Raw genomic sequence first — 24530 nt, 5'->3', positions numbered from 1 at the left:
CTGCCTCCTTTCTCTAAACACTGTCCGGAACACACACCTTTTTGCTTCCTGTTTCGGTTGGCACCTCGGCAATTTTTACCTGTATTCCATAAGCCCTTAAAAGACTTTCCTCTGTTACAACCTTTTCAGCTTTTCCAAATGCCAACCCGCCTTCCCTGTCCAGCAGTGCAACATTGCTGTCACATTGGAATACATGCTCGGGAGAATGGGTTGTCATCAGTATTCCCAGTCCTCTCCGTGCCAGTTTATTAACCTGTTCGACAACTCTTATCTGATTTCCAAAATCCAGATTTGCTGTGGGTTCGTCCATAATAAGAAATTCCGGTTCTTTTGCCAGGGCTCTGGCTATAAGGACCAACTGGCGTTCCCCGCCCGATATTTCAGTGTAAATCCTGTCCCTTAGGTGCTGTATTCCCAATACTTCCAGAGCTCCTTCGGCAATTTTTGCATCCTTGTTCGACGGAGAAGAAAAAATCCCCAGATGAACTGTCCTTCCCATGGTGACCACCTCACCTACCGTATAAGGAAAGGGTGGGGTATGCGCCTGCGGAACATATCCCAATATTCTGGCCAATTGCTTTCTGGAAAGGGCCTTAATATCCTCTCCGTCCACCGAAATATTGCCTTCTATTGTTTTTAAAAAACCCAGAATAGTTTTAAAAAGCGTTGTTTTCCCAACTCCGTTGGGTCCAAGCAGGCAGCAGATTTCACCCGATGCAATGGAAAAGGATATGTTTTTCAGAACTGCCCTTGAACCGTAACCGCAGGAAATTTTATTTATATCAAGAATCAAAATTGTTCCCTCCTGTTCATAGCAAGAAGATAGAAAAACAATGGAGCACCAATAATAGAAGTAATTATACCCAGAGGAAAATATCCCAGCAGCATGGACATATTCTCGGCAATCAGCATGAATATGGCTCCTGCCAGAACACATACCGGAAGCAAGGTTTTGAAATCCGGACCTGCCAGCATCCTGCCTATATGGGGGATAACCAGCCCCACCCAGCCTATAATCCCGCAAAAGAGTACCGTTGAGACAACAAGCACCGTTCCGCATAAAATTATTATCACACGGAGCAAGCCGGGATTTATTCCCTGTGACATTGCTTCTTCATCACCGAAGGATAAAATATTTATCCTGTACCGGACCAATATTAACGGTAAAAGCCCTATGATCACCGCTGTAATAAAGCCTTTGAACTCATTTTTTTCAGGAGCGGCGTATATGGCTCCAAGAAGGAATGAACTTATCTGTGCCGCCAATTCCCTGGGAACAACCTGAACGATTATTGAAAAAATCCCGTTAAAAAATGAGGATACCACCGTTCCAACCAGCAGCAGGTCAGCAATATTCAACCTCCCTCTCCCTATGGCCGAAGAGATGGCCAGGACCAGCAGCACACATCCGAACCCAAAGGCAAAGGCAACTGCATACATGCGTATATCCTTCACATATGCATTAAAAAGCATAATGCTTATTGCTACTCCTACACTGGCACCGGAGGATACTCCCAATATGGAAGGGGAGACCACAGGATTTTTGAATAAGCCCTGGAAGGCCGCCCCTGCTGCGGCAAGTGCTGCTCCCACAAATACTGCAAATATACTTCTGTTCAAGTTATCGACACTTTTCTGAAAATAACCGGAGTATTGCACCTCCCAGATAACAGGAATGGAAGCAAGGTTTGCCGCCTTTGTCTTTACAAGCAATGCAAAATCCTTCACTACATAAGTTACCGGATGAATTTCTCTATAGTTCACCGCGGAGGATAATAATATTACCACCAGCAGCAGCACTGTCAAAATTGTCCAAAAATACGGTTTGATTCTTATAATGTCCCTGCTGCGTATATCCGAATTGTCCCTCATATATCCCGCAGATGTGTTTTTCATATTGACGGCCTCCTTCCCCATTTTTTATTTCAACATTTAATGCACTTTTTTAAAACAAAACTTTTAATTCCATAATTTCTTTCCTTTTTTCCTGGAAGAAATCAAAAAATAAAAAAATACAGGAATTCCAAGTATGGAGGTATAAACACCCACCGGCAGGTGTCCCAGATTGGAGACAGCCTGAGCCAGAAGCAGAAACAATGCGCCTAAAAGCATTGATACAGGCATAAGCCTTTTGAAATCAGGGCCTGCAAGCAATCTTCCCATATGGGGTATTACCAGCCCCACCCACCCTATTTGTCCCACTGTGGCAATAGTTGTTGTGGTGAGAATGGTAGCACAAAAAATAATTCCGGTTCTTAAGACTTTTATATTTATGCCCATAGCCTGCGCTTCTTCATCTCCAAAAACCAGTCCGTTTATTTGATATCTCATCAAAAGCAATGGAACCGAAAAAATCAGGCATGGCACTAATAGCTTTATAAAATTTGGAACCTGTGCCACATTGAGAAAATTGCCCATAAGAAACATGTTCAGCATGGGAAGTCTCTCATCATTTGGATCCATCATGGTGATTATATATCTTATATATCCCAGAATAGAATTAAACATTGAAGATACTATCATACCAGCCAGCACCATTGTGGAGGTTGATTTAAACCCCCTGTCAATAAGTACGCCAATAGCCATAATAGCCACTACCGACAAAAATCCAAACAGGAATATAAACAGCTGCCTTCCAATATTAGCCATAAAGGTATCTCTTGTTTCGCTGGCAATACTGATTTTTAACGGATCCTCCACCATACTGAACAACAGGATATAAATGCCTCCGCCAAGACTGCCTCCTGCAGTTGCTCCTAAAATGTCAGGGGATGCCATTGGATTTTTAAATACTCCCTGGTACGCTGCTCCAGCCAATGCCAGTACCGAGCCTGTTACAGCTATGCCCACATTCATAGGCAGTACATATGAAAGAAGGTAATTAATCATTTTCGAGGGGGAGGCCCCGTTTTCAAGCTCCATGCCAAACAGCAGTGAACCGGCTAAACGGAGTGACTTTAACGGGTTTCCCCAGCCAAATACCGAAAAGAACAGCGCTGCAATTATTGAGCAGCCCAGCAGAAGAACAATTAATTTAAAGTGGCCTGCATCCTGAGCTTTTTCTATCTGACGGGGTTTGCATTTAACAGCTGCTTCAACTTTGGGCCCAAAAGACAGCTTTATTTCATTGGATGAAATATCCATATGTTCCTCTGATTTTTTGCTCAAATGGCGCACCCCCTTTCGGATTAAACTCTTCTAAACCAGAATACTCCTTGCTCACATTCAAAAAGTTATGCTTCCGTATATTTAAAGCTGTATTCCTCACAGCAACAGGTATTTAATTGAAAATGGTATAAGCCCCGCATCCCTCAAACAGGATTTTAAAAATACCTGGTAAAAAGAGTATATGCACTGGCATTCCTGATCTGTGGTTTGACTTCTGCTGTAATTTGCCTTTAAAAACACTTGGGTCACTTCTCTGAAATCCCCTTGACCAAACTGTATTGAATTAATGGAACCTGATATTTTTTCGGCATATTCCAAAGGTGTTTCCTGATGCTTCCTTTTATAACCGAACAATTCCAGGATTCTCAGAAAATATTTGTACAAAGCCACCACCTGTTCATCATTCTCCAGTTGTTTCAACCGTATGAACCACAATTTCCTCTGCAGCTTTTTCAATAATATTGCAAAAAACGGAAGCAGTATGACACATGCTATTCCAATTAAGAATGAAGGCCGGCTGCGGAAATATGTTATGGCTTTTGCTTTTTGCACCAGATTATCGGCAATACTTAAATTATTTGTGTCACTTTGGGTATTTTTGATTTCATTCAACGGATCAGCCTTGTTCTCAGGCAGTTCCGGCATATTATCAAAGCTTTCTTCAAGTTGCTCCTTTTGAGTCTCTCTCTCATCTTTATATGTAACAACACCCAATTTTCCCATAGAGTTAATAAAGTTCTGATCTGATAAAACTGCAAGTTCCATTGCGGGAGGTTTTATAAAATTTGAAACCAACCGGTACAAACCGTAAGAGGTGGAAAGTACCGCCAGGCACATGACAACCAGCGCGGCCAGCATGGGCAGGTGAGATCTTTTTGGAAGTCCGTCGGCCTCATATGGGTTTTTATCGGCATACCTTCTCCACATATACAAAAGTAACACCGTACTTAAAAACAATATAAAATTCACAACCGATATTTCATATTGCAGGATGACCAGTACAAAGAGCGAAAATATGCCTGACAATCCAAGGAGAATGATTCCCGTTCTCAGTCTTGTCAAAATAAATACGGCAGCGGAGCAGACAATAATAATTGAATAGTATGGCCTGGACAAATAGTCAAAGATTTCAGGCCCCATATTACCTGTCCAACGGGTATATACTGCAATGCCTATAATTCCTATACCAGCCGGAATCAATACTGCCATTGCAGTTTTTCTGCTATAAAAGCACATGCTGAGGATAAGTATGATAAGAGCTGCTGCTATAACCTGTTCCGCCTGGGAAGACATTTGCTTTTCAGATACCCAGAAGGCACCGAATATATTTGTACTGATTCCTTTTGCCGCAGCAGTCATTAATATAACTTGTACCAGCATATCTGTTAGGCCTTTTTTCATATAAACTCCCATCCCGCTGCTTTGCAGCGACACAAATCGTAATGAAAACCTGCCAGCAGGTTTTTGATACGTGAAAACCACAATGTCACAGTAAATGATTCTTTCACGTCGTGACCTCCCTTAGTGCATCTTTGACGTCACTCACATCATTTATTACATGATACCCTATCCCATGGGCCTCAATAAAATCCCCTATTCCTGCCCGCCGGCCGTTTGTCGGCATGGCTGCCGCCGCAGGTGCAATATTGAACAGTAAAATATCTCTGTTAGTATTTTTTAATTCCGCAAGTTTGTTCAAAAGTGCATTATCGATATTTGCACTCAAAATGAGCATAATATTCGCTGTCATTTTTCCTGTTCCCGTATACTCATCCAGAACAGCGCTGAAAGGATAATTTGAATCAGCAGAAACCAGAGGCAGGCAGGACAGTTGCGGTTGGAGCTCCGCCGGGGTATTGAGCCTCAGCCGGTGGATGTTTCCGTCCCTTGGAAATACAAGTTCTATATCCGATTCCCCCGCCAGAATACAATGACTTACGGAATAGGCCGTTTCTATCAGGCCATCGTATATGTACGGCAAATCTGCCGGGGTACAGCCCGGTGCATCAAAATCCATATATATGGTGGCAGAAGGCGTGGCGTAATTTTCAAACAATTTTGTCATATGGCCGGTGGAATGTGCCGACAGCTTCCAATGAATATTCTTCAGCGAATCTCCATACGAATATTCTCTGACTCCTGCATAATCATTTTCCTGAAACTTCGATTTAACAGAGGATAAAATATTTTGAGAAGCATTTATATTTTTAAGCTCAAATCTGCCTGCATCCATCAACTGGGGTTGTACCTCAACGGAACTTCTTTCCTTATTATGGTATTTAATCCGGAACAACCCCAGAAAGTCGGATATTTCCGCATATTCAAGACCTACACTGTATTTTCCCAGATGTTCAAAATCCACTTCAAAGGAAAACTGTTTATTTTCAAAGGGGTTAAGAGTAAAATCGTGATAGATTCGCTCAGCTTGCTCAAACACATTGCTTTTAATAAAACATGCCCGGATGTGAGGGTATACCAAAAAGCCTTTATTTGAAAGTACCAGAGAAAATTTCAGCTTACCGCCTTTTTTACAATTTGCCGCCTCTGCCTGTTCCACACATTCAAAGCTGCGTCTGAGCAAAAGGATATAGATATAATTGGCAATGCCCAGGCAAATCAGCATCAACGGAGCCAAATAGCCTGTAACGGTATTATTATAGAACAGAGGTACCGCGGCAAATGCCAATATGATGCAATATACGGCTATTCTCCCCACTGAAAACACCTCCCTTTATTTTATCGAACTTAGTCTTTTCAACACCGGAACAGGTATTTTACGCAAAATTTCCTCTATAACCTGCAGTTGAGTTTTTTTGTTTACCTTTGCTTCACTTTTCAAAATCAACCTGTGGGGCAATGCATAAGGCGCCATAAATTTCACATCATCAGGTATCACATAGTCTCTTCCCTGATAAAGAGCAAAAGCCTGGCACAACCCGTATAATGCAATTGAACCTCTTGGACTGCTGCCCAGCGTCACATCTGCATGGGTTCGCGTGGCAGCCGTGACATTGATTATGTATTTGACCACTAATTCACTTACATACACTTTCGAGGCTTCCCCTCTTGCCATTAGAATTTCCCCGGCAGATGCCACCGGTTCAAGAGAATCCTTTTGGTTCTTTCCCTGCACCACAACCCTTATTTCTTCTTCAACGCTGGGGTAGCCCAGGGAAATCTTAATTAAAAACCTGTCTATCTGAGCCTCCGGCAATGGATAAGTCCCTAAATATTCGATGGGATTTTGGGTTGCCAGAACCATGAAAGGTTCATCAAGTTTATAAGTCACCGAGTCAACCGTCACCTGCTTTTCTTCCATTATTTCAAGAAGACTTGACTGGGTTTTGGCAGAAGCACGGTTTATTTCATCGGCCAGTAAAAAATTGCTCATTGCCGCTCCCGGCCGGAACTCAAATTCACCTGTTTTTTGATTATATACAGAAAAACCGGTTACATCCGAGGGCATAATATCAGGTGTAAACTGTATTCTTTTAAAACCGCAGGATACCGACCTGGCCAAAGCCGAAACCAGTGTTGTTTTTCCAACTCCGGGAATATCCTCTATCAATACATGCCCACCGCTTATCAGGGCCAGTACTATCAGCTCCACAGCAGCTCGTTTCCCGATTATAACCTTTTCAATATTCAGAATCACATCATTCAAAACTTTTTGAGAGGCAGTAAATGTATCCATATAAGACTCCTTTCAAATGATAAAGGTGCCAGTATTTTTCAAAGAAAATACTGACACCTTCGTCTATTGTTCGTCGTAATCGTTATAAATTGTTCCGTTTTGTTTTGTTTTATTATAGCATCGTCATTTATATGCGTCAAGGAAATTCTTGCATATTTTGCAGCTTTACTATTAAAAACATTCATTTTTAAATGAAATCGCACCATGTAAAACAGGTTTTCAGATTGTTTTATGCAAGTTCCAATCGCTTCATTGCATAATATTAACTATAAATCATTTTTACGCTATTTATTTTTTGGATATTTTGTACTAAATCATTTAATACTGTTTATTTTCATATAAATCCCCGAAATACTATCCGTACAATTATAAATATTTTTTTGTTTTGTTCCGTTTTGCAGGGTTGCAATGCATCAAATGACGGCTGACAAAAAAAGCGCCGTTGACCCTTCGGTCAACGGCAATAAGGATATATTTAAAGGAGATTCAGCAAATGTTATACTAGATCTTAATTACTGCTTTTACAACATCCTGTTTGTTATTTATCACATGATCAAAGGCCTTCGCGGAATCTTCAAAATCAAATTCATGAGTTACAATGCCTGAAATGTCAATTATCCCCTTCGCAATTGCCTTTATGGCGGTAGGGTATATATTTCTGTATCTGAAAACCGACTTTATCTGAGCTTCCTTCGCCATGATCTTGGCAAAATTAAACTCGATAATGTCCTGTGGTGCCAGGCCGACAAGTACAATTGTTCCGCCGTTCTTTACCAGATAAGGGGTTTGGGATATTGTCCTGGCGGAACCTGCTGTTTCAATAACTATATCCATACCTTTTTTGCCGGTGATTTTATCTATTTCCGCAAAGACATCAGCTTCAAGTGCATTGACTGTAGCTGTGGCACCTAATTTACGGGCGTATTCAAGGCGCTTCGGAAGAACGTCAACCACTGTGATTTCGGTAGCTCCATACGCCTTACAGGCCAAAAGAGTTACCAGTCCGATGGTGCCTGCCCCCAGTATTACCACCGAGTCACCCAGCTTTACATTCCCCTGTATTGCAGCATGCATTCCAACTGCCAGCGGTTCTACAAGTGCACCTTCCTTGGTGGTTATATTTTCAGGAAGCTTGAAGCACATGTTTTCAGGAAAAGCAATATAGTTCATCAGTGACCCGTGATATGGGGGTGTTGCCAAAAACTCAACATCGGGACAAAGGTTGTATCTTCCGCTTTTGCAGAATTCACACTGCCCGCAGGTTATACCGGGCTCTAAAGCCACCTTGTCTCCCACCTTGAGGTTTTGTACGCCGCTGCCTACCTCCGCAATAGTTCCTGCACATTCATGTCCCAGTATAAAGTCCCCGTCCACAATAAAATCACCTATTTTACCATGCTCCAGATAATGCACATCCGAACCGCATATTCCTACATATTCAAGCTTAACAAGCACATCCCTGTCTCTGAGCACAGGCATTTCAATATCCCTTATTTCCATTTTGTTGAGTCCTGTCATATATGCTGCTCTGTTCTTCATTATTAAACCCTCCCAGATTAGTCTTATAAATTGCTGTCATTTACAGCGTTGCTCATTTATTTGCTATTTATTTAAAGAATGGCTATTTCAGTTTTTTCTTTGTAAAACATCAATTTATATAAATGTAATTGTTTTCATATTTTAATTTTAAATAATTTATGACTTCTAGTAAATAGATTTATTATACAGTTTTATAAAAATATTTTAGTAAGTTATTACACAAATTTTACAGACAAGCTGAAGACCTGCTCTTAAATAAGCACCGGAGATGGTGAAGCAAGCTTCACACATCTCCATGTGCACATCAACTTTTAAAGATAACTTATTTTATTGCTCCGGCTTTTTTCAATACATCGATATACTGCTGAACATTTTCCTTGTTAACCAATGGATTTCCGATATCTGTGTCAATCTGCTTCTCAGCACCTGTCAAGAGCTTGTTGCTTGTATCCAGCAATTTTGTTGCAAGATCATAAGCACTCTGCATACAGGTTGAAGTCATTTTGCCTTCCTGAATGAGGAGCAGGGCTTCTGCCGTTCCGTCAACACCGTATACAAGCATGTCCTTGAACTTTGCATTGTCCTTGACAACTTCGATTGCACCGGCAGCCATATTGTCGTTCATTGATATAACTGCGTCAATCTTGTCATTTGCCTGAACCCAGTCTTCCATATACTTCATAGCTTCGTCCTTGTTCCAGTTGGCAATCTGCTCGCCTACGATTTTAACGTCCGGACGTTTGTCAAAGAATTCCTTCTGCCAGCTTGCACGTCTTTCGTCAGCATGGAAGTTTCCTGAAGGTCCCTTCAAAACAACAACCTTTGCATTCTGAGGAATTTGTTCAATAGCCGCACGAGCGTTAACTCCAGCCTGTTCGTAAGGATTTGCGTCTACTGAAGATGCCCCTTCAATACCTGAAATACGAGCATTGGTTGTAATGGCAAATATTCCGGCCTTAACAACCTTTTCAACATATGGTCTCTGAGCTTCACCATTGTTTGGCTGTACTATAACCAAATTGTATTTGTTGGTAATTGCATTCTCAATCATGGAGTTCTCTTTTTCATCGTTTGCTTCACCGTCAAATACGTCAAGAGTTATGTTTGGATACTTCTTAGCCTCTTCTTTAACAGCATTTGCAAGCCATGCAGCAAAGGAATCCGATTGTGCACGTGCAATGTAAGCCACTTTGTAAGTCTTTGCCTGGCCATTGCCTGTTCCCGCACCGGCTGTTGAGTTTGAAGCGTTTGGTGTAGCTGACTTGCCGCAAGCAGCTAATAAAACAATTGCCAGTAACATTGAGAGTACGCTTATAAGTCTCTTCTTCATTGTTGACCATCCTTTTTGATATATTTTTTTTATTTAAACAGCTATGCTGTTTAATACTGAATTGATGAACTGTACCGCCCGCTGCAATATTTTCTGTTACAGCTATTTTGCCTTAACCGCTTTAGGCTTTTCCTTGTCTTCGATTCTTCCCATGGCACTCTTGGTTCTTTTGTTCTTGGAACGAATGTCATAAATAACGGCAAGAGCAATGATCGCACCTCTTACTATCTGCTGCATGTAGGAATCCACATTTGCCAGGTTCATTATGTTATCCAAAAATCCCACTATGAAAGCACCTGCCAGGGTTCCTGCAGCAGTACCCACACCGCCTGAGAAACTGGTTCCGCCGATAATAGCCGCTGTAAGAGCTGTAAATTCATAGCCTACCGCACCATTTGGAAGACCGGCATTTACACGGGACATGAAGAGTACGCCTGCCAGACCCACAAAGATACCATTGATTATGAAAGCGGTATACTTAACCTTGTGGACATTGATACCTGAGGCAATGGAAGCCTCTTCATTCCCCCCCACTGCATACAGGGATCTTCCGAAACGCGTATGCTTGAGGATATACCAGGTAAATATGGAAACTACAATCAGGAATATGATAGGTATCGGAACAACACCTGCCGAGCCCTGTCCGAATACTACGAAGTCACCCAACTGCAGTAAATTCTGACCTTTTGTAAACAGCAGCGCCACACCGCGGGCCATGGTCAGCATTGCCAGCGTCGCAATAAAGGGAGGAGCCTTAAAGGTACTTACCATGATTGCGTTGACTATATTACAGACAACACCTGTGATTATACCTACCAGCACCGCAATTATAAGAGAGTTTGTGGACTTGTAGGCAGATACTGCAAATACGCCCGAGAGAGCAAGCACGGAACCCTGTGAAAGGTCCAGCATTCCCGATATTATGAGCATCGTCTGACCAAATGCAAGAATTGTAGTAACAGCAAGCTGTCTGGATATATTTGTCAGGTTGTTTGCTGTGAGAAAGTTCTCATTTATCAATGAGCAAATAAAGAATAGTACGAACAGCACCATAAAAATGCTGTATTTCTTTTTGGCTGTACCCCATACATTTTTCAGATCCATTTTCAATTCACCTCGTTAGATATTAAAGTTCCGGTTGCGTATTTCATTATCAGTTCCTGGGAGAAATCCTTCCTTGAAATCTCACCTGTAATCGTACCCTTGCACATCACATAAATCCTGTCACACATTCCGATTAATTCGGGCAATTCCGAAGAAACCATTATGACGGCCTTGCCCTCCTGGGCTAAATTGGTCATGAGCTTGTAGATTTCAAATTTAGCACCTACATCAATACCTCTTGTGGGTTCGTCAAGTATTAGTATGTCCGGATTTCTTACCATCCATTTGGCCAGCACAACTTTCTGCTGGTTGCCTCCGCTAAGTGACTGGATGGTGGTTTCCAGGCTGGGTGTCTTGACTCTCATTTTTGAAAACATATCGGAAACAATATTCTTTTCCACCTTGTTATGAAGCCTGAGCTTGTAGAACACCTTTTGCAGGAAGGATAAGGTTGTATTTTCTTTTACAGATCTCACAGGAATTATTCCATACCTTCTTCTATCTTCCGAAAGCATTACCAATCCGTTTTCAATACTTTGCCTTACACTTTTTATTTTTACTTCTTTTCCCTTCAGGGTGACTTTACCGGAGGTTATGGGGTCCAAGCCGAAGAGTGAACGCATTACTTCCGTCCTGCCTGCCCCCATAAGACCGGCAAACCCTATAATTTCACCCTTTTTCAGGTGGAAGCTGACATCGTGGTATACATTTGAATTATTAAGCTTTTCCACCTTCAGCAGGTCATCACCTATTTTGATTTCTTCCTTGGGATAAGTGTTGGTAAGCTTACGTCCAACCATTAAAGCAATGACCGTTTCAATGTCAAGCTCTTCCTTTGGATGGCTTTCAACCACCGTACCGTCTCTGAAAACTGTTATTTCATCGGCTATCTGGAATATTTCGTCCAGCTTGTGAGAAATATAAATAATACTTACTCCCCTGGCCTTCAGCTCTCTGATCTTGGTAAACAGCTTTTCAACTTCCTTCAGGGTTATGGCCGATGTGGGCTCATCCATGATGATTATGTCGGAATTATAAGATACGGCTTTAATTATCTCCAGCATCTGAATGTCGGAAACAGTGAGATCCTTCAGAAGTGTAGTGGGAGAATACGGCAGGTGCTCTTTCTTCAACAGATCCGTCGTACGGCGCCTTACCTCTTTCCAGTCAACATTTCCAAGCTTCCCAACGGGCAGATTGCCAAGGAAAATATTTTCCTCCACAGTCATTTCAGGTACATAGTTCATTTCCTGAAATATCATTGAAATTCCAAGATTTCTAGCCTGTATGGGATTGTTGATCTTTACCGGTTTTTCATCAATGAATATCTGACCTCCATCAGGTTGATAAACTCCATTAATTATTTTCATTAATGTTGATTTTCCAGCTCCGTTCTCACCGCATAAAACATGGACAGAGCCTTTCTTGACAGTAAAATCAATTTTATCAAGTGCCTTTACCCCTGGAAAGGATTTTTCAATTTGTGAAACTCTTAGTTTAATGTTCTGATTCATATCCTTCTCCCCGTAAAAATTCCCCTGAATAGATTTTATCTAATTCGAGATTCAGTTCTTATACAGATATACACTTTCAAATATTTGCTTTTGAAAACACATTGAATTAATATATTTATATAAGACTTTTATAAATTACTTTTAATAAGATTATATCGTGTTTTTGTACAAAGTCAATATAAAATTTTAAAAAAAGCATGAGTTTTTAGTCATATTTTATAAGTTTTTAGCATTTTTTATCGAAAAATAGTGTGTTTCTCCTCAGCCCCAGGTACTTCAAGCACTGCTCCAATTTTGGTAACAAAAAAAGTATATAACCGTAAATCAATGATTTTGGTTATATACTCTTCATTTTTGAGTAAAAACATACTTGTTTTTTAATAAAATTATTTATTTTTGTACAGCAGTCATATTTTATATGTTCAAATGTTCTTGATAAACTCCTCCACATGAAGCAGGGCCGCACCTACCGCTGTGGTTTCAAGCTTGTATTTGCATACATGGAGGTAGGTTCCGTCGGACTCAAAGGTATTGTACTTTGACACTCTTTGCCTGAGCTCCCTCAGATACTCGTCCATGTAGGCCCCGGCGTAGCCTCCGAGAATCACCTTGCAGTCAAAAAGCATTCTCAGGTTGTTGATTGCCACCACAAGATGTGAAACATATTCCTCCCATATATTTTTCTGATGCTCCTGTCCCAACCTCAAAAGCCGGAAAAACTCTGCAATATTCCCATTGGTGCTGTCAGAAAGTATTTTTGCAGAACAATAGGCGTCCACGCAGCCTTTCTGACCGCAGTAGCAGGTTCTTCCGTTTGGAACTATGGTCATGTGTCCAAACTCGCCGCCTCTTTGGTTCTGCCCGTTATATATGTTCTTGCCTATGATGATGGAACCTCCCACCGAATTATTCAATGACAGGTACGCCACACTTTCCTCGGTTTTGTCTCCCCACATTTCGGCAAAGCCCGCCGCATTGGCATCATTGCTGAAGGTGCATCGATAGGGGATAAATTCCTCAAATACTTCAATGCCGCCCCCCTCAAAATCAATGACCTGCGCATAGCTCACAGACCGCCCGTCATCGGATAATATGGCAGGCAAAGCAATACCCACCCCCAGAATGTTTTCAGGCTCAAGGCCGCATTCAGCTATAAACCCGCAGACAAAATCACCTACACCCTTGAAGTAATCCTTTGAATTGACAAAGGGAAACAGTGTCCTGGAATTCTTGATAACTTTTGCACTGAGGTCAATTATTACGATGCCCACATGGTTTCTTGTAATATCAAGACCCACAGCATATTTTGCAGTGCTGTTGTAGGAAATGGCCTTTGCCTTTCGCCCGCCGGTAGATTCAAACAGTCCGGTTTCAATAACCAGTCCACGCTCATACAGTTCCTTGATATTTTGCGTGACGGTTGGCAGACTCATGCTTAAAGAGTACGCTATCTCCTGAATAGATATGGGATCTCTCATATACAAAAAGTTGTATATGGCATTCCTGTTTATTTTTTTTACCTCAATACTATTTACTCTGCCTGTAGTCATATAATCACCCAGTTTTATAAATGTCTTTTATTAATGTACTTTTATAATAATATATTTTATTTTTTAACGCAATCCAAAGAATATACAAAAGAAGACTGAAATTTTTATAATAATTTTTACGATGCCTGTCTAAGACTATAGAATTTTCAATAATTACAGCAATTGTTATATATTTAACTTAATTATATCATATATGAACATAGTTTTTAAAAGTAATTTATAAAAATATTGTATACATATTTCAAATTGTATTAAAATAAGTACAATAATGGTATAATTATATTGTAAAACTAAATAAAACCTTTTAAAATTAGCTGCTGCGGAGGAAAATGCCATGTGTATTCATAATCGCTTGTATGCATTAATTTTTAGAATTGTGTTCCTGGCGGGCTGTGGAATGGGTTTATACCTTAATTCCGGGCTTCCCAGCGGAAAGCCCGCTCCCTACATGCTGATTTTCTATACTATCCAAAGCAACGTATTATGCTTTCTCTTCTTTTCCTGCCTGCTGCTGAAGACCTTACTGGACATCAGGACCAGGGGCATCAAGGGTGTGACTGTGTTTCTTCCGCATTTCAAGGGTGCGGTGACCCTGGCGGTGGCCGTTACCTTTTTAGTCTATCACTTCGTTCTGGTACCCAGGTTTGTCAGTGACTCCGGCCATACATACATTCTTTTGAACTGGCAAAACGTACTGGTTCATTATTTCGTTCCAATTGCAACTGTGGCGGACTGGCTGTTATTTGACAAAAAACTGAGTTTTCGTTGGTTCGACCCCATGTTTTGGCTGCTGCTCCCGTTGAATTATTTTCTGTTCGTGCTTATTCGTGCCAGAATAGGGGGGATAATCGAAATTGTCAAGAGCCCCTACCCCTATTTCTTTATTGACGTGGACCTGCTGGGATGGATTGAAGTGCTGAAGAATGCATGCATACTGATTTTCTTCTTCCTGCTGCTGGGATATTTTATATATCTGATAGATAAGGTGGGATTTAGGAGGAGAAGGCCGAAATTTGGCGCTATGCAACCAAAATGAGGAATAAACGTATTTCATGTAAATTTAACGTAATACAAATGTCTTAAACCTGTGTTATTATATATATAACATTTTAAAAAAGTTATGTTTACCAGGAATTGTCATATTAATTTTTGATGCTTACATAAAGATTTTTCTTATTGTCATATGTATTAAAACTTTCTCTTTTCTTTGCATCACCTGTTTTATCCTGTAGCAGTTTTCAAGTCTTTTCCAATTCCTGTTATGAGATTTTTTATTATGGGAAGTGGTTTTTTTTGCGTAAAAAATTCCTCTTCAAAAATAAAATACATAATTTATCGGAGAAAATATGAAGAAAAATAACCTCAAGAGTTTATACAGCAATATTTCACAAAAGATAAAAGCGTATAAAAAGAAATATCCTAAAAAGTTCAAATATTTTTTGATATCTGCCTCAGGAGTGGTTGTAATATCCCTGGCAGCAGTCACCGCTTCCTCACTTCATATGGCAGACAAGCTTACGGCTGAACCGCCGTCACAGGCTGCTGCCGGGAATTCTACATATACTTCGGGCGATTCCTCCGTGCTTGCAGCAGACCAAGCCGCCAAAGTCACTGCAGATGGTCTCTCCCAAAATACCACCGCATTGTCGGATTCGGTGTCAGGAAAGGTTTCCCGTGGTGAAAAAGCACTGCTTGATCCCTCAAAGGGTGACATAATAAGCCTGGGAATTAAAAATACTATTGTCACCCTGATACAGCAAAGGCTGGTGGAACTTGATTATCTGGAATCCGACGAGCCCACCCAGGAATACAGCGAGGCAATCGAGGCAGCAGTCAAGCTGTTTCAGCGCAAGCACGAACTGGACATTACCGGCCAGGTGGATGCCAGAACCTATGATTTGTTAATGTCTGATGCCGCCAAGGAATATACGGTTTATCTGGGAGCTGAAGGCACAGATGTGGAGCAGCTTCAAAACCGGCTCTATGAATTGGGCTACCTGAATAAGGTAACCGGTTATTTCGGCACCGACACCGAGGACGCAGTCAAGGAATTTCAAAAAAGAAACGGGCTTTCGGAAGATGGCAACGTGGGAAAGAATACCCGCGAAAAGCTGTACTCCGCCGATGCAATACCTCTTTCCTTCTATATTGGAGATGAAAACGATGAAATATTAAAATTCCAGCAGAGGCTGTATGAGCTTGGCTATCTCACTTCAAAGCCCGACAGTAAATATGGCACCGACACGGTTATGGCAGTCAAGCATTTTCAGGATATAAACGGTCTGATAGCAGACGGTTATATGGGACCTGCCACCAGGGATCTGCTCATGTCCGGAAATGCACAGGAATACTGCCTGAAAACCGGTGACAGAGGAGACGATGTAGAGAATATCCAGACCTATCTCAAAAAGCTGAAATATCTTAAGAGCGTAACAGGCTATTTTGGTTCCGACACCCATGATGCGGTTATCAACTTCCAGAAGCGCAACGGTCTTACCGCTGACGGAAAAGTAGGCTCCCAGACCATCAGGAAGCTCCTTTCCGACAGCGCGAAAAGCTGGAACGGAAGTGCCTTGGGCGGAGGTTCGGAAAGCGGCTCGGGAAGCAGTGGTTCAGGAAGCGGCAATTCCGGCGGAGGCAGTTCCGGGGACAGTGACAGCGGCATTTCTTCAGGTTCCATTGTTAACAGGATAATATCCATAGCCAAATCCAAGCTTGGTTCCAGATATGTTTACGGTGCCAAGGGTCCAAATACCTTCGACTGCTCGGGTTTTGTGTACTGGGTGCTGAACCAGGCAGGTATAAAGCAAAGCTATATGACCTCCTACTCCTGGCAGAATACCTCCAGGTATCAGAGGATTTCAAGTATGAAGGACATCAGGAAGGGAGATATTATTTCATACAGAGGACATGTTGGAATTGCCCTGGGCAACGGACAGATGATAGATGCTTCCTCCAGCCAGGGTAAGGTAAGAATTACTTCAATAAATTCCTCCTACTGGATAAATCATTTTGAAGGTGCATACAGGATATTCTAGTAGAATCCTTAAATATATCAGGAGACAAGAAGAGCCAAATACTATTTGCCGTAGTATCTGGCTCTTTTATTCTCCGAGCTGCATTTACAGGCTCCGCTTCTTAGTCCCTCTCCTGTTCAATTGCAAGAACATGCCCCTTGTCGGTAAACTTACCGCCTTTATTTTTCAAGGCTTCAAATACGTATATAAAATCCCCGGCCATGCCTCCTATAAAAAGGCTTAATATGCCTGAATAAACAAGTTTCAACCCGATTGAAGCTCCTGACAGCAGCACAAGAACGGTGACAGGGATATAGACGCACAGCGGCGCCAGAGACAGGGCTACAACCTGTTTGTAGGTCTGAGTCCCGAAAACTCTGCATTCCGAAATCTTCATGCCGAACTTCATTTCACATTTGAAGCCTTGAAGGCGGCCAACTGCATAATGTGCGGCTTCGTGCAAATACCTGTTTAAAAACACCGCTGCCAGAGCAACTGCCACATAGATGAAAAGATACAGCTTCTCCTTTTCGAGAAGTAGCGCCAGAACCAGCAGCACGGCCAGTCCCAGAACCGCAAGTATTTGAAGGACTGCTGTCATCCTGTATTTTGTCACATCTATCTCTTTTGTCATGCACTTCCCCCCTGCTAATAAAGAAAGTTCTTGCCGGTGCCTCATTTCTCCGCTTCAAACCAGTCCGAAACCTTCTCCCATTTTTTATAATATACCTTGAGGAAGCTTGTGCTTATACCGTATTTGTCGTATCCGCCGGTGCCTCTCTGATATATTGACAGGGCCACATCACGTTTTTTCTTGCCTTCCAGGCCCTTTACACGTTCATCTGCAAGTATCCAACTGTACATTGCCGTTCCCCAGTTTATATTTATGGCACCGTCAAGGGGTTTATTGGGTGTTTTCAACGTAGCTGCCAGATTGGTGCAATTTCCCTTGCTGATTTGAAAATATCCGAAATATTTACCGGTGGAGCTTTTTTCAATAAAATTGCTTTCGGTGTAAATCAGTGCAAGCATATCTACATAATTTACATTTCTTTTCCGGCAATACTCCCACAGCAGCTTTTGATGCTCCTTTTTCATGGGATTCTGCTTTCTGTACCATAGCTCCTCCTCGTCTTCCCGGGCCTTTTTATCTTTGGTCTCAATGCCGGAGGGCGTTGTTTTCTTTATGGCTCCGCCGGTTGTGGCATCAATGGCTGCACCGGTGGTTTTAATGTCAATGGCTGAGCCGGTGATAATCTGAAGGGAATCCTCTTCGTCCTTCTCCGGATTCTCCGGGCCGTCTGAAATGTCAGAACTATCTGTTATGTCCGTATCAGGCTCTTTATCAAGTGCGTAAGCATGGATAGACGAAAAACAGCCTATTGTAAAACAAAGGGTAATTAAAAATGCTATAATTCTTTTTTTCTGCTCCAATTTATCTTCCTCCAAACGGAATATTATGGTACAGCATGAATATTATATCAACTTTTTGATCTTATTGAAAGATGTATGTAAAAGATGTGCACATTCTGCCATACTCCTTATAACATATGGTATTATTTGACATTTATAATAATTATTGCTAAACTGTGATTGTCAGGCGTCATATGGACAAGGGGCTTAGTTATCAGATTTAATAGCTCTTAAAACTTATATGCAAACTCAAATAGGGAGGAAATTTAATGAAGACACTTTTTTTCAGCATCAGCAAGCGGAGGGCAGCGGCATTTTCTCTGGCCGTTTTACTGATTTTCACTTTGATTATTCCAATAAATTCTGCAAATGCCAAAGAATATATAGAGGATGGAGTTGCATACTCCTACACCTATTTCGGCGACCTCAACAGTGACCATGATATCAATATTTTCGATTGCATGATGCTGCAGGCATACTTGGCAGGCACCCCCACAAGTGTCGGCACACTGGATTTAAAAGCTGCAGAACTGAACGGAGATGGAAGTGTGGATGCCTTAGACCTGGCATTGTTGAAGCAAATGCTTCTTTGGAAGATTACGAGATTTCCGGTTATAGATACTTTTATAAGTACTCAGAATGAAAGCATGCTGGATGCAGATCTGAACAAGACCTTTAAAATATCTTTGAAAGAAAGTGGCTCTACAGGTTATCAATGGACTTATACTGTATCTGATATAGCCGCAGTGAACCTGAAATCCGTAGAGAGCTTTACCAGCTATGCCCCAGATGTGGTCGGAGCACCCGCTCAGAAGATTTGGACCTTTGAGGCCCTGCTGCCCGGGAAATACACCCTTACCTTTGAAAACAGGCGCTCGTGGGATACTGCTGCTCCTCCACTGCAGACAGTAAAGGTTGATATTTTTGTGAGTACAGTGGACGGATGCAAAATAAATGTAAAGGCACATGAGCCCTTTAAAATATCCTTGGTGGAAGGCGGTTTTGCAGGGTACATCTGGTCGTACACCCCCTCCGAAGAAAAAGTATTTCTCCTCATGTCAGAAGAGAGTGTTTATAAGGCCAAGCCCAATGTGTATGACGCATTTTCCCAGACAACCTGGACCTTTAATGCCCTGAAACCCGGAAAATATACCCTGCTGTTTACCCGCAGGCCTATTGAGGCCACTGTTCTCTGTGAGATAAATGTGGAAGAAGAACAGTAAGACTTATACTGTATCAGAGGTTAATAAAACATCCAAGTTGAGCCTGCCCTTATCTGCAGGATACCCGGCAGTGGGTTTTCGTACCGGCTGCCGGAGCTTATCCCGTGGGGGCAGGCTCTTTTGCGGGTTGGGGGAGGATATTAATATCCCACATTATTCTTTTTAGCCGCTATAACTAATATATTAAAAACACCATTTAAATTCTTGCAGTAATATTGATAGTTGTATGTGTTTTCCGCTCTCACCAGGACAGCATTTATTCCCGCATTTTTTGCGCCCAGAATATCTGCAGGGTAGCTGTCTCCGATCATTGTCACTTCGTTTATATCGCTGAACATGCTCAATACTTTTCGGTATATCTGTATATTAGGTTTTTCAAAGCCCAAATCTGCAGATGAATATACTTGCCGGAAGTATCCGCCCAAGCCCAAAGCTTTTACTAATTGTGCTAATTCAGGAACGTGGTTTGAGACAATAACATTAACATATCCTCTGCTTTTTGCTATTTCCAGGCAGGGTATTGTATCGTCATACATATGCCATTGTGTGATTCCTCTTTTCATATTACATCCTCTTATATTTTTATAATTCAAGTATCATCCTTAAAACTTTAAAACCTTCACCTTTTTCATTAAATTTATCATATATGCCCTCAAGCTTAAATCCACATTTTTCATAGCACTTTTTTGCCCTTGAATTCGACTCTCTGACATTTAATATTACAGAATTGAAACCAAGAATTTGCCTGCACTTACCAATCGCTGACCTGATTGCCCTCTCTCCAACCCCTTTGCCAAATATGTCTTTGTTTCCTATCATTATTCCAAGTGCGGCAGTATTATCCTGGAGATGTTCTTTTTCAAGCCAAACTGTGCCGACACCAATACCATCTGCTTCGATAATATACCAACCATAAAAATAAGAATCTTTAGGTCTGAACCTTGACAAGTAATTCCTGCCGTCTATTTCAACATACCATCTTTCAATCATGTGTATATCATCAGTACAAACGTCTCTTAGCTTTACTTCCAGAACCATTCCTCCTTCTGCCTGCTCCACAATATCCACCCACTTTTGTTCTTATATCTAAGATATTTCATTTTTCAACTCTATATCAGCAGCATTTTTACTATATTGTATCCCCGTGATATGGAATTTGCAAGAAATGTCATATTCCAGCATCAGATTGCGCCCATGCCGGCAAGAAATTTGCTACGCAAATTATCTTGTTCGCTATGGGGGACTACTCCCCCCCTTCGACGAAACACTACGTGTTTCTGAGCACCCCCTCTAGACCGGAAAGGGGAATCCCCCTTTTCAATCCCCGAATTTAGGAATTTATATGGAATGGAACTTTCTGGTGTATACACTCAAGCTTAGTATTATGAACACCTCATCCCTGTTCCAAAACATATAAATTCCTATATTCGCACAAAAGACCGGATATCCCAGTTACAGTAAGATATCCGGTCTTAATAGCTCTTATTTTTTGTAAATCTTTAAAATTTCACCGGCATAGAAACGGTGGAAATCCCCATCAGGATAGAATCGCTTCATTACCTCCTCCGGTATTCGCTCAGGTACAAAATCCAGGTAATACATCTTTCTACATATGATACACAGATTCCCCTGTTCAAAAGTAGGTACATTATCCAAGTACTGAACTTTCAGATCAGCCTCTGTTATTTTGTCACCATCACGACCCGATTTTGAGCCTAACAAAGACAATGCCTTTTTATAGCCCTTGGGAAAGAATGTAAGTGAGAACATTTCATTTTTCTCTATAAACTCATAAGTATAACGGGTTGGCCGAATAAATATGAATGCGGCGTCTCTGTGCCAGAGATTGCCTATGCCGCCCCAACAAGCTGTCAATGTGTTGCAGCCGTCTTTTTCATTTCCTGCTGTTACCAGCATCCAGTCGTCACCTATACCGGTCAGCATATTATCTGAAAAGGACGTCCTTGGCAATTCTTTGTATACGTCCATAAACTTCTTCCCCTCTATTACTTGATTTTTTGAAGACGAATAACGTTCCAGGACAGCTTTGGCAGATTCGCCATAACCTTATTTCCATCTATCCTGGCATCTCCAATACTCTTAGGAGTTACAAAATTTGGATTTTCTTCAGTATTAGTGTCCTTTGGGTTTCCGCTTGTAAGAACAATGTGCTCGGCAACCTTATATTCTGAAAATCCTCTCAATTCAGTCTCCAGTGGCAGAGTTTCCTCAAGGCTCCTGTTGATAGCGAAGATTGTCAAATCGCCATTATCAGCTATTGTAGCTGCTGCATCAAGATAAGGCACATCAGTAAAATCAGTCGAGTCATATTTCGGTGATTTTATTGCTGTAACCAATGAAGTTCCTCTTCCGTACTTGGAGAAGAGCAGGAATGTGTAATATGGAGGAAGAACCCATGCACCGCCGCCGTTTCTGGTACGAATATGGGATATGCAGTTTACTAATTCAGATACACAGGCTATCTCCACACGATCGGCATTCTTTAGTACCGCAAGCAGCATGCCTCCGAGGGCTAAGGCATCCTCAGTTGTGTAGATGTCTTCCAGAAGAGGAGGAGCTATACGCCACTTTTTACTGAACCTGTCTTCCTCAGCTATTGAATGCCAAGTGTTAAACTCATCGAAGGATATTTTTACTTTTTTGCTGCTCCTGGTCTTAGCCTTTATATAGTCAATTGTAGATGCTGCAGTCTTAAGATACGCATCTGTCGTTATAGGCTTTGCAAGATAATTGGGCGTATCATTTTTTGAATTTCCTATATACTGATGTATGGAAAGGTAATCTATAAAATCGTAAGATTCCTCAAGAGCTGCCGCGTCAAAACCGGGAAAAGTCGCCTGTGATGGCGAGGAAGAACCTGCTAATACAGTTTTTATACCATCATCAAGCAATTTCATTCCTTTTGAAGCCTCTCTTGCTATTCTTCCGTAGTCAGTGCCAGTTTTCTGTCCGACCTGCCAGACCCCGTCAATTTCATTTGTCAGACACCAGTAACGATATCCATGAGGATTCTTGTAACCATGTGAAATACGCAGATCGGACCAGTAGGTACCTTCGTTGAAGTTGCAGTACTCAACACAGTCCATTGCCTCTAAAACACCTCTGGTAGCCAGGTTCACTGTCATCATCACATCTGAACCGTTTAATTTGGACCAGTCGGCAAACTCATTGAGTCCAAATTCATTGGTTTCAATACACTGCCAGGCAACCTCCGCTCGTCTTGGTCTCTTTTCCTTTGGTCCGATACCATCCTCCCAACGGTAGGTTGAAACGAAATTTCCTCCGGGGAAACGGTTTAATGTAACATTTAAAGGTCTGGTTAATTCCAGTACGTCTCTCCTGAAGCCTTTTTCATCTGCTGTTGGATGACCTGGTTCGTAAATACCGCCATATACACATCTTCCCAGAGGTTCTACAAATGAACCGAACACTTTTTCATCTATCTTTGAAATTTCATAATCCTTATCTAGTACCAGCTTCGCTTTGTCCATATTTAGCTCCATTTCCACCGAGTCGTACCGGATTGTTTATTGAGCAGCCGGTAAACTCGATTGAATATAATATATTAATGCTAATTCCTTTTGATTGGATTATATTTGATTTGATTATAATTGTATGATTTCGATTTCCACGCCATTGGGATCAACAATGAGCATAACAGTTTTGTCAATCTGCGGAAGGTAGGTTGGATTGAGATTTATCGCATAACCTTTTTCTTTACATCTTGATCTGATTTCTTCAATATCGTCAGTATATACTGCAAAGTGACGATACAGACCTGTATCAGTATTCCCGGTTTTATATATTTTCTGGGCTTCCTTATATTCTATTAATTCAAGCTTTATATCGGACAACTGATAATAATGTAAAATATGGTCACCCATGTCTACATCACCTAAGCGCTTCAGGTTTAATACCTCCTCATAAAACCTGAAAGAACCGTTAATATCAGAGCAATTAATTGTAATATGGTCTATTCCAGCTAATTTCATAAAAATAACCCCTTTTAAATTATTTTCAGTATTTCATTAACGGTATTTTCATCTGTGATAAGGACATCAATGTATTCCTTTCTGAGTGCTCCCAGCAATGCTTTGACTTTTGGGGCACCGGAAGCAACACAAACCTTGTTTTTAATCTTTCTGAAATCATTAAGGTTAATTGTTACAGTCCGCTCATCCAATTCCTTATCGCAAATTTCTCCGTATTCATTAATAAAGTGGGCACATATGTCGCCAACAGCATTCTTTTTTGTGAGTGACTTCATTATTTTTTCATCAATGTACCCGCCGCGGTACAATACGTTCTGTTCTCCGAAGCCACCAACTGTAAATAGTGCAATATCTGCTTCCTTGCTTTTGTTTAAGACACTATTTACATTAGTATCACTGTATACGGCTTCTTTTATCTGGGCATTCTGCAAAACAGCCGGCAGTGGAATGAATAATGGTGTGCCATTATACGCTTCTGCTATGTTGGTTGATATCTCTGAAACATAGATTTTTTTCTGCAGGTTGGTCATACCTCCGGACAACGGAATAGAAACCACATTTTTAACATCCTTATTTTTTACCATGCTGGAAGAAATCTGGAATACAGTCCATCCCCAGGAGAACGCGATAATCATTTCACTTTCAATTATAGAATCCAGATATATGCAGGTTTTTTCAACAACTTCCTGGTTCAACTGATTTGGGTCGGCATTAGATAGCGAAGGAACGATTATGGCCTTACGCAAATTGAATTTTGACCTCATATGAGCCTCAATTTCCTTCTCTTCTTTGGTAAGGTCATTAATTTTAAACTCAATTATACCGGATTTTCGTGCCTGCTCCATCAACTGGCATACATAGCCCCGGGATATACCCAATTCAACCGCTATATCCTTTTGATTCATACCGAAACAATAATACATTTTGGAAACGTCAACCATTAATTTATATTTATCACTCACGTC

Annotated in this window: 22 protein-coding genes; 3 read left to right on the top strand and 19 right to left on the bottom strand. The window is 41.3% G+C overall.

Annotated features, from left to right (window positions below; genetic code table 11):
* Nucleotides 1-13: 13 nt before the first annotated feature.
* From CLHUN_RS16445 to CLHUN_RS16395, 11 genes are all read right to left on the bottom strand, one after another.
* Nucleotides 14-793 (bottom strand): ABC transporter ATP-binding protein, encoded by a 780-nt coding sequence (locus CLHUN_RS16445; protein WP_080065728.1) that lies wholly within the window; start codon nt 791-793, stop codon nt 14-16.
* Nucleotides 790-1896 (bottom strand): FecCD family ABC transporter permease, encoded by a 1107-nt coding sequence (locus CLHUN_RS16440; protein ID WP_165755778.1) that lies wholly within the window; start codon nt 1894-1896, stop codon nt 790-792. The genes CLHUN_RS16445 and CLHUN_RS16440 overlap by 4 nt, the downstream gene beginning before the upstream one ends.
* Nucleotides 1897-1959: 63 nt before the next feature.
* Entirely contained in the window at nt 1960-3168 is a 1209-nt protein-coding gene (locus CLHUN_RS16435; protein WP_080065726.1) for a FecCD family ABC transporter permease, read from the bottom strand.
* A gap of 96 nt (nt 3169-3264) precedes the next feature.
* Nucleotides 3265-4569, bottom strand: coding sequence for a hypothetical protein (locus CLHUN_RS16430; RefSeq protein WP_080065725.1), 1305 nt, complete (start codon nt 4567-4569; stop codon nt 3265-3267).
* A 103-nt stretch (nt 4570-4672) separates the two neighbouring features.
* A complete protein-coding gene (locus tag CLHUN_RS16425; protein ID WP_080065724.1) occupies nt 4673-5884 on the bottom strand; it encodes a DUF58 domain-containing protein in 1212 nt (403 codons plus the stop codon).
* Between the two features lie 15 nt (nt 5885-5899).
* Nucleotides 5900-6862: an AAA family ATPase gene (locus tag CLHUN_RS16420; RefSeq protein ID WP_080065723.1), complete on the bottom strand. Its 963-nt coding sequence runs from the start codon at nt 6860-6862 to the stop codon at nt 5900-5902.
* A gap of 501 nt (nt 6863-7363) precedes the next feature.
* Entirely contained in the window at nt 7364-8401 is a 1038-nt protein-coding gene (locus CLHUN_RS16415; protein ID WP_080065722.1) for an NAD(P)-dependent alcohol dehydrogenase, read from the bottom strand.
* A 322-nt stretch (nt 8402-8723) separates the two neighbouring features.
* Nucleotides 8724-9731, bottom strand: a complete 1008-nt coding sequence (locus CLHUN_RS16410) for a sugar ABC transporter substrate-binding protein (RefSeq protein WP_080065721.1) — start codon at nt 9729-9731, stop codon at nt 8724-8726.
* Nucleotides 9732-9833: 102 nt separating this feature from the next.
* Nucleotides 9834-10835: an ABC transporter permease gene (locus CLHUN_RS16405; protein WP_080065720.1), complete on the bottom strand. Its 1002-nt coding sequence runs from the start codon at nt 10833-10835 to the stop codon at nt 9834-9836.
* Nucleotides 10836-10837: 2 nt separating this feature from the next.
* A complete protein-coding gene (locus CLHUN_RS16400) occupies nt 10838-12349 on the bottom strand; it encodes a sugar ABC transporter ATP-binding protein (protein WP_080065719.1) in 1512 nt (503 codons plus the stop codon).
* Nucleotides 12350-12771: 422 nt separating this feature from the next.
* Nucleotides 12772-13899 carry an ROK family transcriptional regulator gene (locus CLHUN_RS16395; protein WP_080065718.1) on the bottom strand — a complete coding sequence of 376 codons (1128 nt, stop codon included), beginning with the start codon at nt 13897-13899 and terminating at the stop codon, nt 12772-12774.
* Between the two features lie 397 nt (nt 13900-14296).
* On the opposite strand from CLHUN_RS16395, the gene CLHUN_RS16390 reads away from it, so the two are divergent.
* Both CLHUN_RS16390 and CLHUN_RS16385 read left to right on the top strand, forming a co-directional pair.
* Nucleotides 14297-14935 (top strand): Pr6Pr family membrane protein, encoded by a 639-nt coding sequence (locus tag CLHUN_RS16390; protein ID WP_242656543.1) that lies wholly within the window; start codon nt 14297-14299, stop codon nt 14933-14935.
* 310 nt (nt 14936-15245) lie between these two features.
* Nucleotides 15246-16937, top strand: coding sequence for a C40 family peptidase (locus tag CLHUN_RS16385; protein ID WP_080065716.1), 1692 nt, complete (start codon nt 15246-15248; stop codon nt 16935-16937).
* Nucleotides 16938-17037: 100 nt separating this feature from the next.
* Here the strand turns inward: CLHUN_RS16385 and CLHUN_RS16380 are convergent, their stop codons facing one another.
* On the bottom strand, nt 17038-17550 hold the full coding sequence (locus CLHUN_RS16380; protein WP_080065715.1) for a metalloprotease family protein: 513 nt from the start codon (nt 17548-17550) through the stop codon (nt 17038-17040).
* A gap of 41 nt (nt 17551-17591) precedes the next feature.
* Nucleotides 17592-18350, bottom strand: coding sequence for a lysozyme family protein (locus CLHUN_RS16375; RefSeq protein WP_080065714.1), 759 nt, complete (start codon nt 18348-18350; stop codon nt 17592-17594).
* Between the two features lie 248 nt (nt 18351-18598).
* Between CLHUN_RS16375 and CLHUN_RS16370 the strand changes: the two genes are divergently transcribed.
* Nucleotides 18599-19552: a protease inhibitor I42 family protein gene (locus CLHUN_RS16370; RefSeq protein WP_080065713.1), complete on the top strand. Its 954-nt coding sequence runs from the start codon at nt 18599-18601 to the stop codon at nt 19550-19552.
* A gap of 140 nt (nt 19553-19692) precedes the next feature.
* Here CLHUN_RS16370 and CLHUN_RS16365 read toward each other — a convergent pair whose 3' ends face one another.
* The 6 genes from CLHUN_RS16365 to CLHUN_RS16340 form a co-directional block, all read right to left on the bottom strand.
* A complete protein-coding gene (locus CLHUN_RS16365) occupies nt 19693-20115 on the bottom strand; it encodes an HAD family hydrolase (protein WP_080065712.1) in 423 nt (140 codons plus the stop codon).
* 19 nt (nt 20116-20134) lie between these two features.
* Nucleotides 20135-20611 carry a GNAT family N-acetyltransferase gene (locus tag CLHUN_RS16360; protein WP_080065711.1) on the bottom strand — a complete coding sequence of 159 codons (477 nt, stop codon included), beginning with the start codon at nt 20609-20611 and terminating at the stop codon, nt 20135-20137.
* Nucleotides 20612-21034: 423 nt separating this feature from the next.
* Complete coding sequence (locus CLHUN_RS16355) at nt 21035-21541, bottom strand: flavin reductase (protein ID WP_080065710.1); 507 nt, start codon at nt 21539-21541, stop codon at nt 21035-21037.
* 17 nt (nt 21542-21558) lie between these two features.
* Nucleotides 21559-23064 carry an arabinosylfuranosidase ArfA gene (gene arfA, locus CLHUN_RS16350; protein WP_080065709.1) on the bottom strand — a complete coding sequence of 502 codons (1506 nt, stop codon included), beginning with the start codon at nt 23062-23064 and terminating at the stop codon, nt 21559-21561.
* Nucleotides 23065-23178: 114 nt separating this feature from the next.
* Nucleotides 23179-23565, bottom strand: coding sequence for a VOC family protein (locus CLHUN_RS16345; protein ID WP_080065708.1), 387 nt, complete (start codon nt 23563-23565; stop codon nt 23179-23181).
* 14 nt (nt 23566-23579) lie between these two features.
* Nucleotides 23580-24527, bottom strand: a complete 948-nt coding sequence (locus tag CLHUN_RS16340; RefSeq protein WP_080065707.1) for a sugar-binding transcriptional regulator — start codon at nt 24525-24527, stop codon at nt 23580-23582.
* Between the last annotated feature and the right edge of the window lie 3 nt (nt 24528-24530).

Source organism: Ruminiclostridium hungatei (genome assembly GCF_002051585.1).
Classification (GTDB): domain Bacteria; phylum Bacillota; class Clostridia; order Acetivibrionales; family DSM-1351; genus Ruminiclostridium; species Ruminiclostridium hungatei.
Note: the sequence above shows the minus strand (reverse complement) of the source record. Positions and strands in the feature narration are given on the sequence as shown.

Excerpts from the sequence above, each read along its gene's own strand:
- CLHUN_RS16440 (WP_165755778.1), bottom strand. The coding sequence starts at position 1,896 with ATGAAAAACACATCTGCGGGATATATGAGGGACAATTCGGATATACGC.
- CLHUN_RS16430 (WP_080065725.1), bottom strand. The coding sequence starts at position 4,569 with ATGAAAAAAGGCCTAACAGATATGCTGGTACAAGTTATATTAATGACT.
- CLHUN_RS16420 (WP_080065723.1), bottom strand. The coding sequence starts at position 6,862 with ATGGATACATTTACTGCCTCTCAAAAAGTTTTGAATGATGTGATTCTG.
- CLHUN_RS16415 (WP_080065722.1), bottom strand. The coding sequence starts at position 8,401 with ATGAAGAACAGAGCAGCATATATGACAGGACTCAACAAAATGGAAATA.
- CLHUN_RS16410 (WP_080065721.1), bottom strand. The coding sequence starts at position 9,731 with ATGAAGAAGAGACTTATAAGCGTACTCTCAATGTTACTGGCAATTGTT.
- CLHUN_RS16405 (WP_080065720.1), bottom strand. The coding sequence starts at position 10,835 with ATGGATCTGAAAAATGTATGGGGTACAGCCAAAAAGAAATACAGCATT.
- CLHUN_RS16400 (WP_080065719.1), bottom strand. The coding sequence starts at position 12,349 with ATGAATCAGAACATTAAACTAAGAGTTTCACAAATTGAAAAATCCTTT.
- CLHUN_RS16395 (WP_080065718.1), bottom strand. The coding sequence starts at position 13,899 with ATGACTACAGGCAGAGTAAATAGTATTGAGGTAAAAAAAATAAACAGG.
- CLHUN_RS16390 (WP_242656543.1), top strand. The coding sequence starts at position 14,297 with ATGGGTTTATACCTTAATTCCGGGCTTCCCAGCGGAAAGCCCGCTCCC.
- CLHUN_RS16385 (WP_080065716.1), top strand. The coding sequence starts at position 15,246 with ATGAAGAAAAATAACCTCAAGAGTTTATACAGCAATATTTCACAAAAG.
- CLHUN_RS16380 (WP_080065715.1), bottom strand. The coding sequence starts at position 17,550 with ATGACAAAAGAGATAGATGTGACAAAATACAGGATGACAGCAGTCCTT.
- CLHUN_RS16370 (WP_080065713.1), top strand. The coding sequence starts at position 18,599 with ATGAAGACACTTTTTTTCAGCATCAGCAAGCGGAGGGCAGCGGCATTT.
- CLHUN_RS16365 (WP_080065712.1), bottom strand. The coding sequence starts at position 20,115 with ATGAAAAGAGGAATCACACAATGGCATATGTATGACGATACAATACCC.
- CLHUN_RS16355 (WP_080065710.1), bottom strand. The coding sequence starts at position 21,541 with ATGGACGTATACAAAGAATTGCCAAGGACGTCCTTTTCAGATAATATG.
- arfA (WP_080065709.1), bottom strand. The coding sequence starts at position 23,064 with ATGGACAAAGCGAAGCTGGTACTAGATAAGGATTATGAAATTTCAAAG.
- CLHUN_RS16345 (WP_080065708.1), bottom strand. The coding sequence starts at position 23,565 with ATGAAATTAGCTGGAATAGACCATATTACAATTAATTGCTCTGATATT.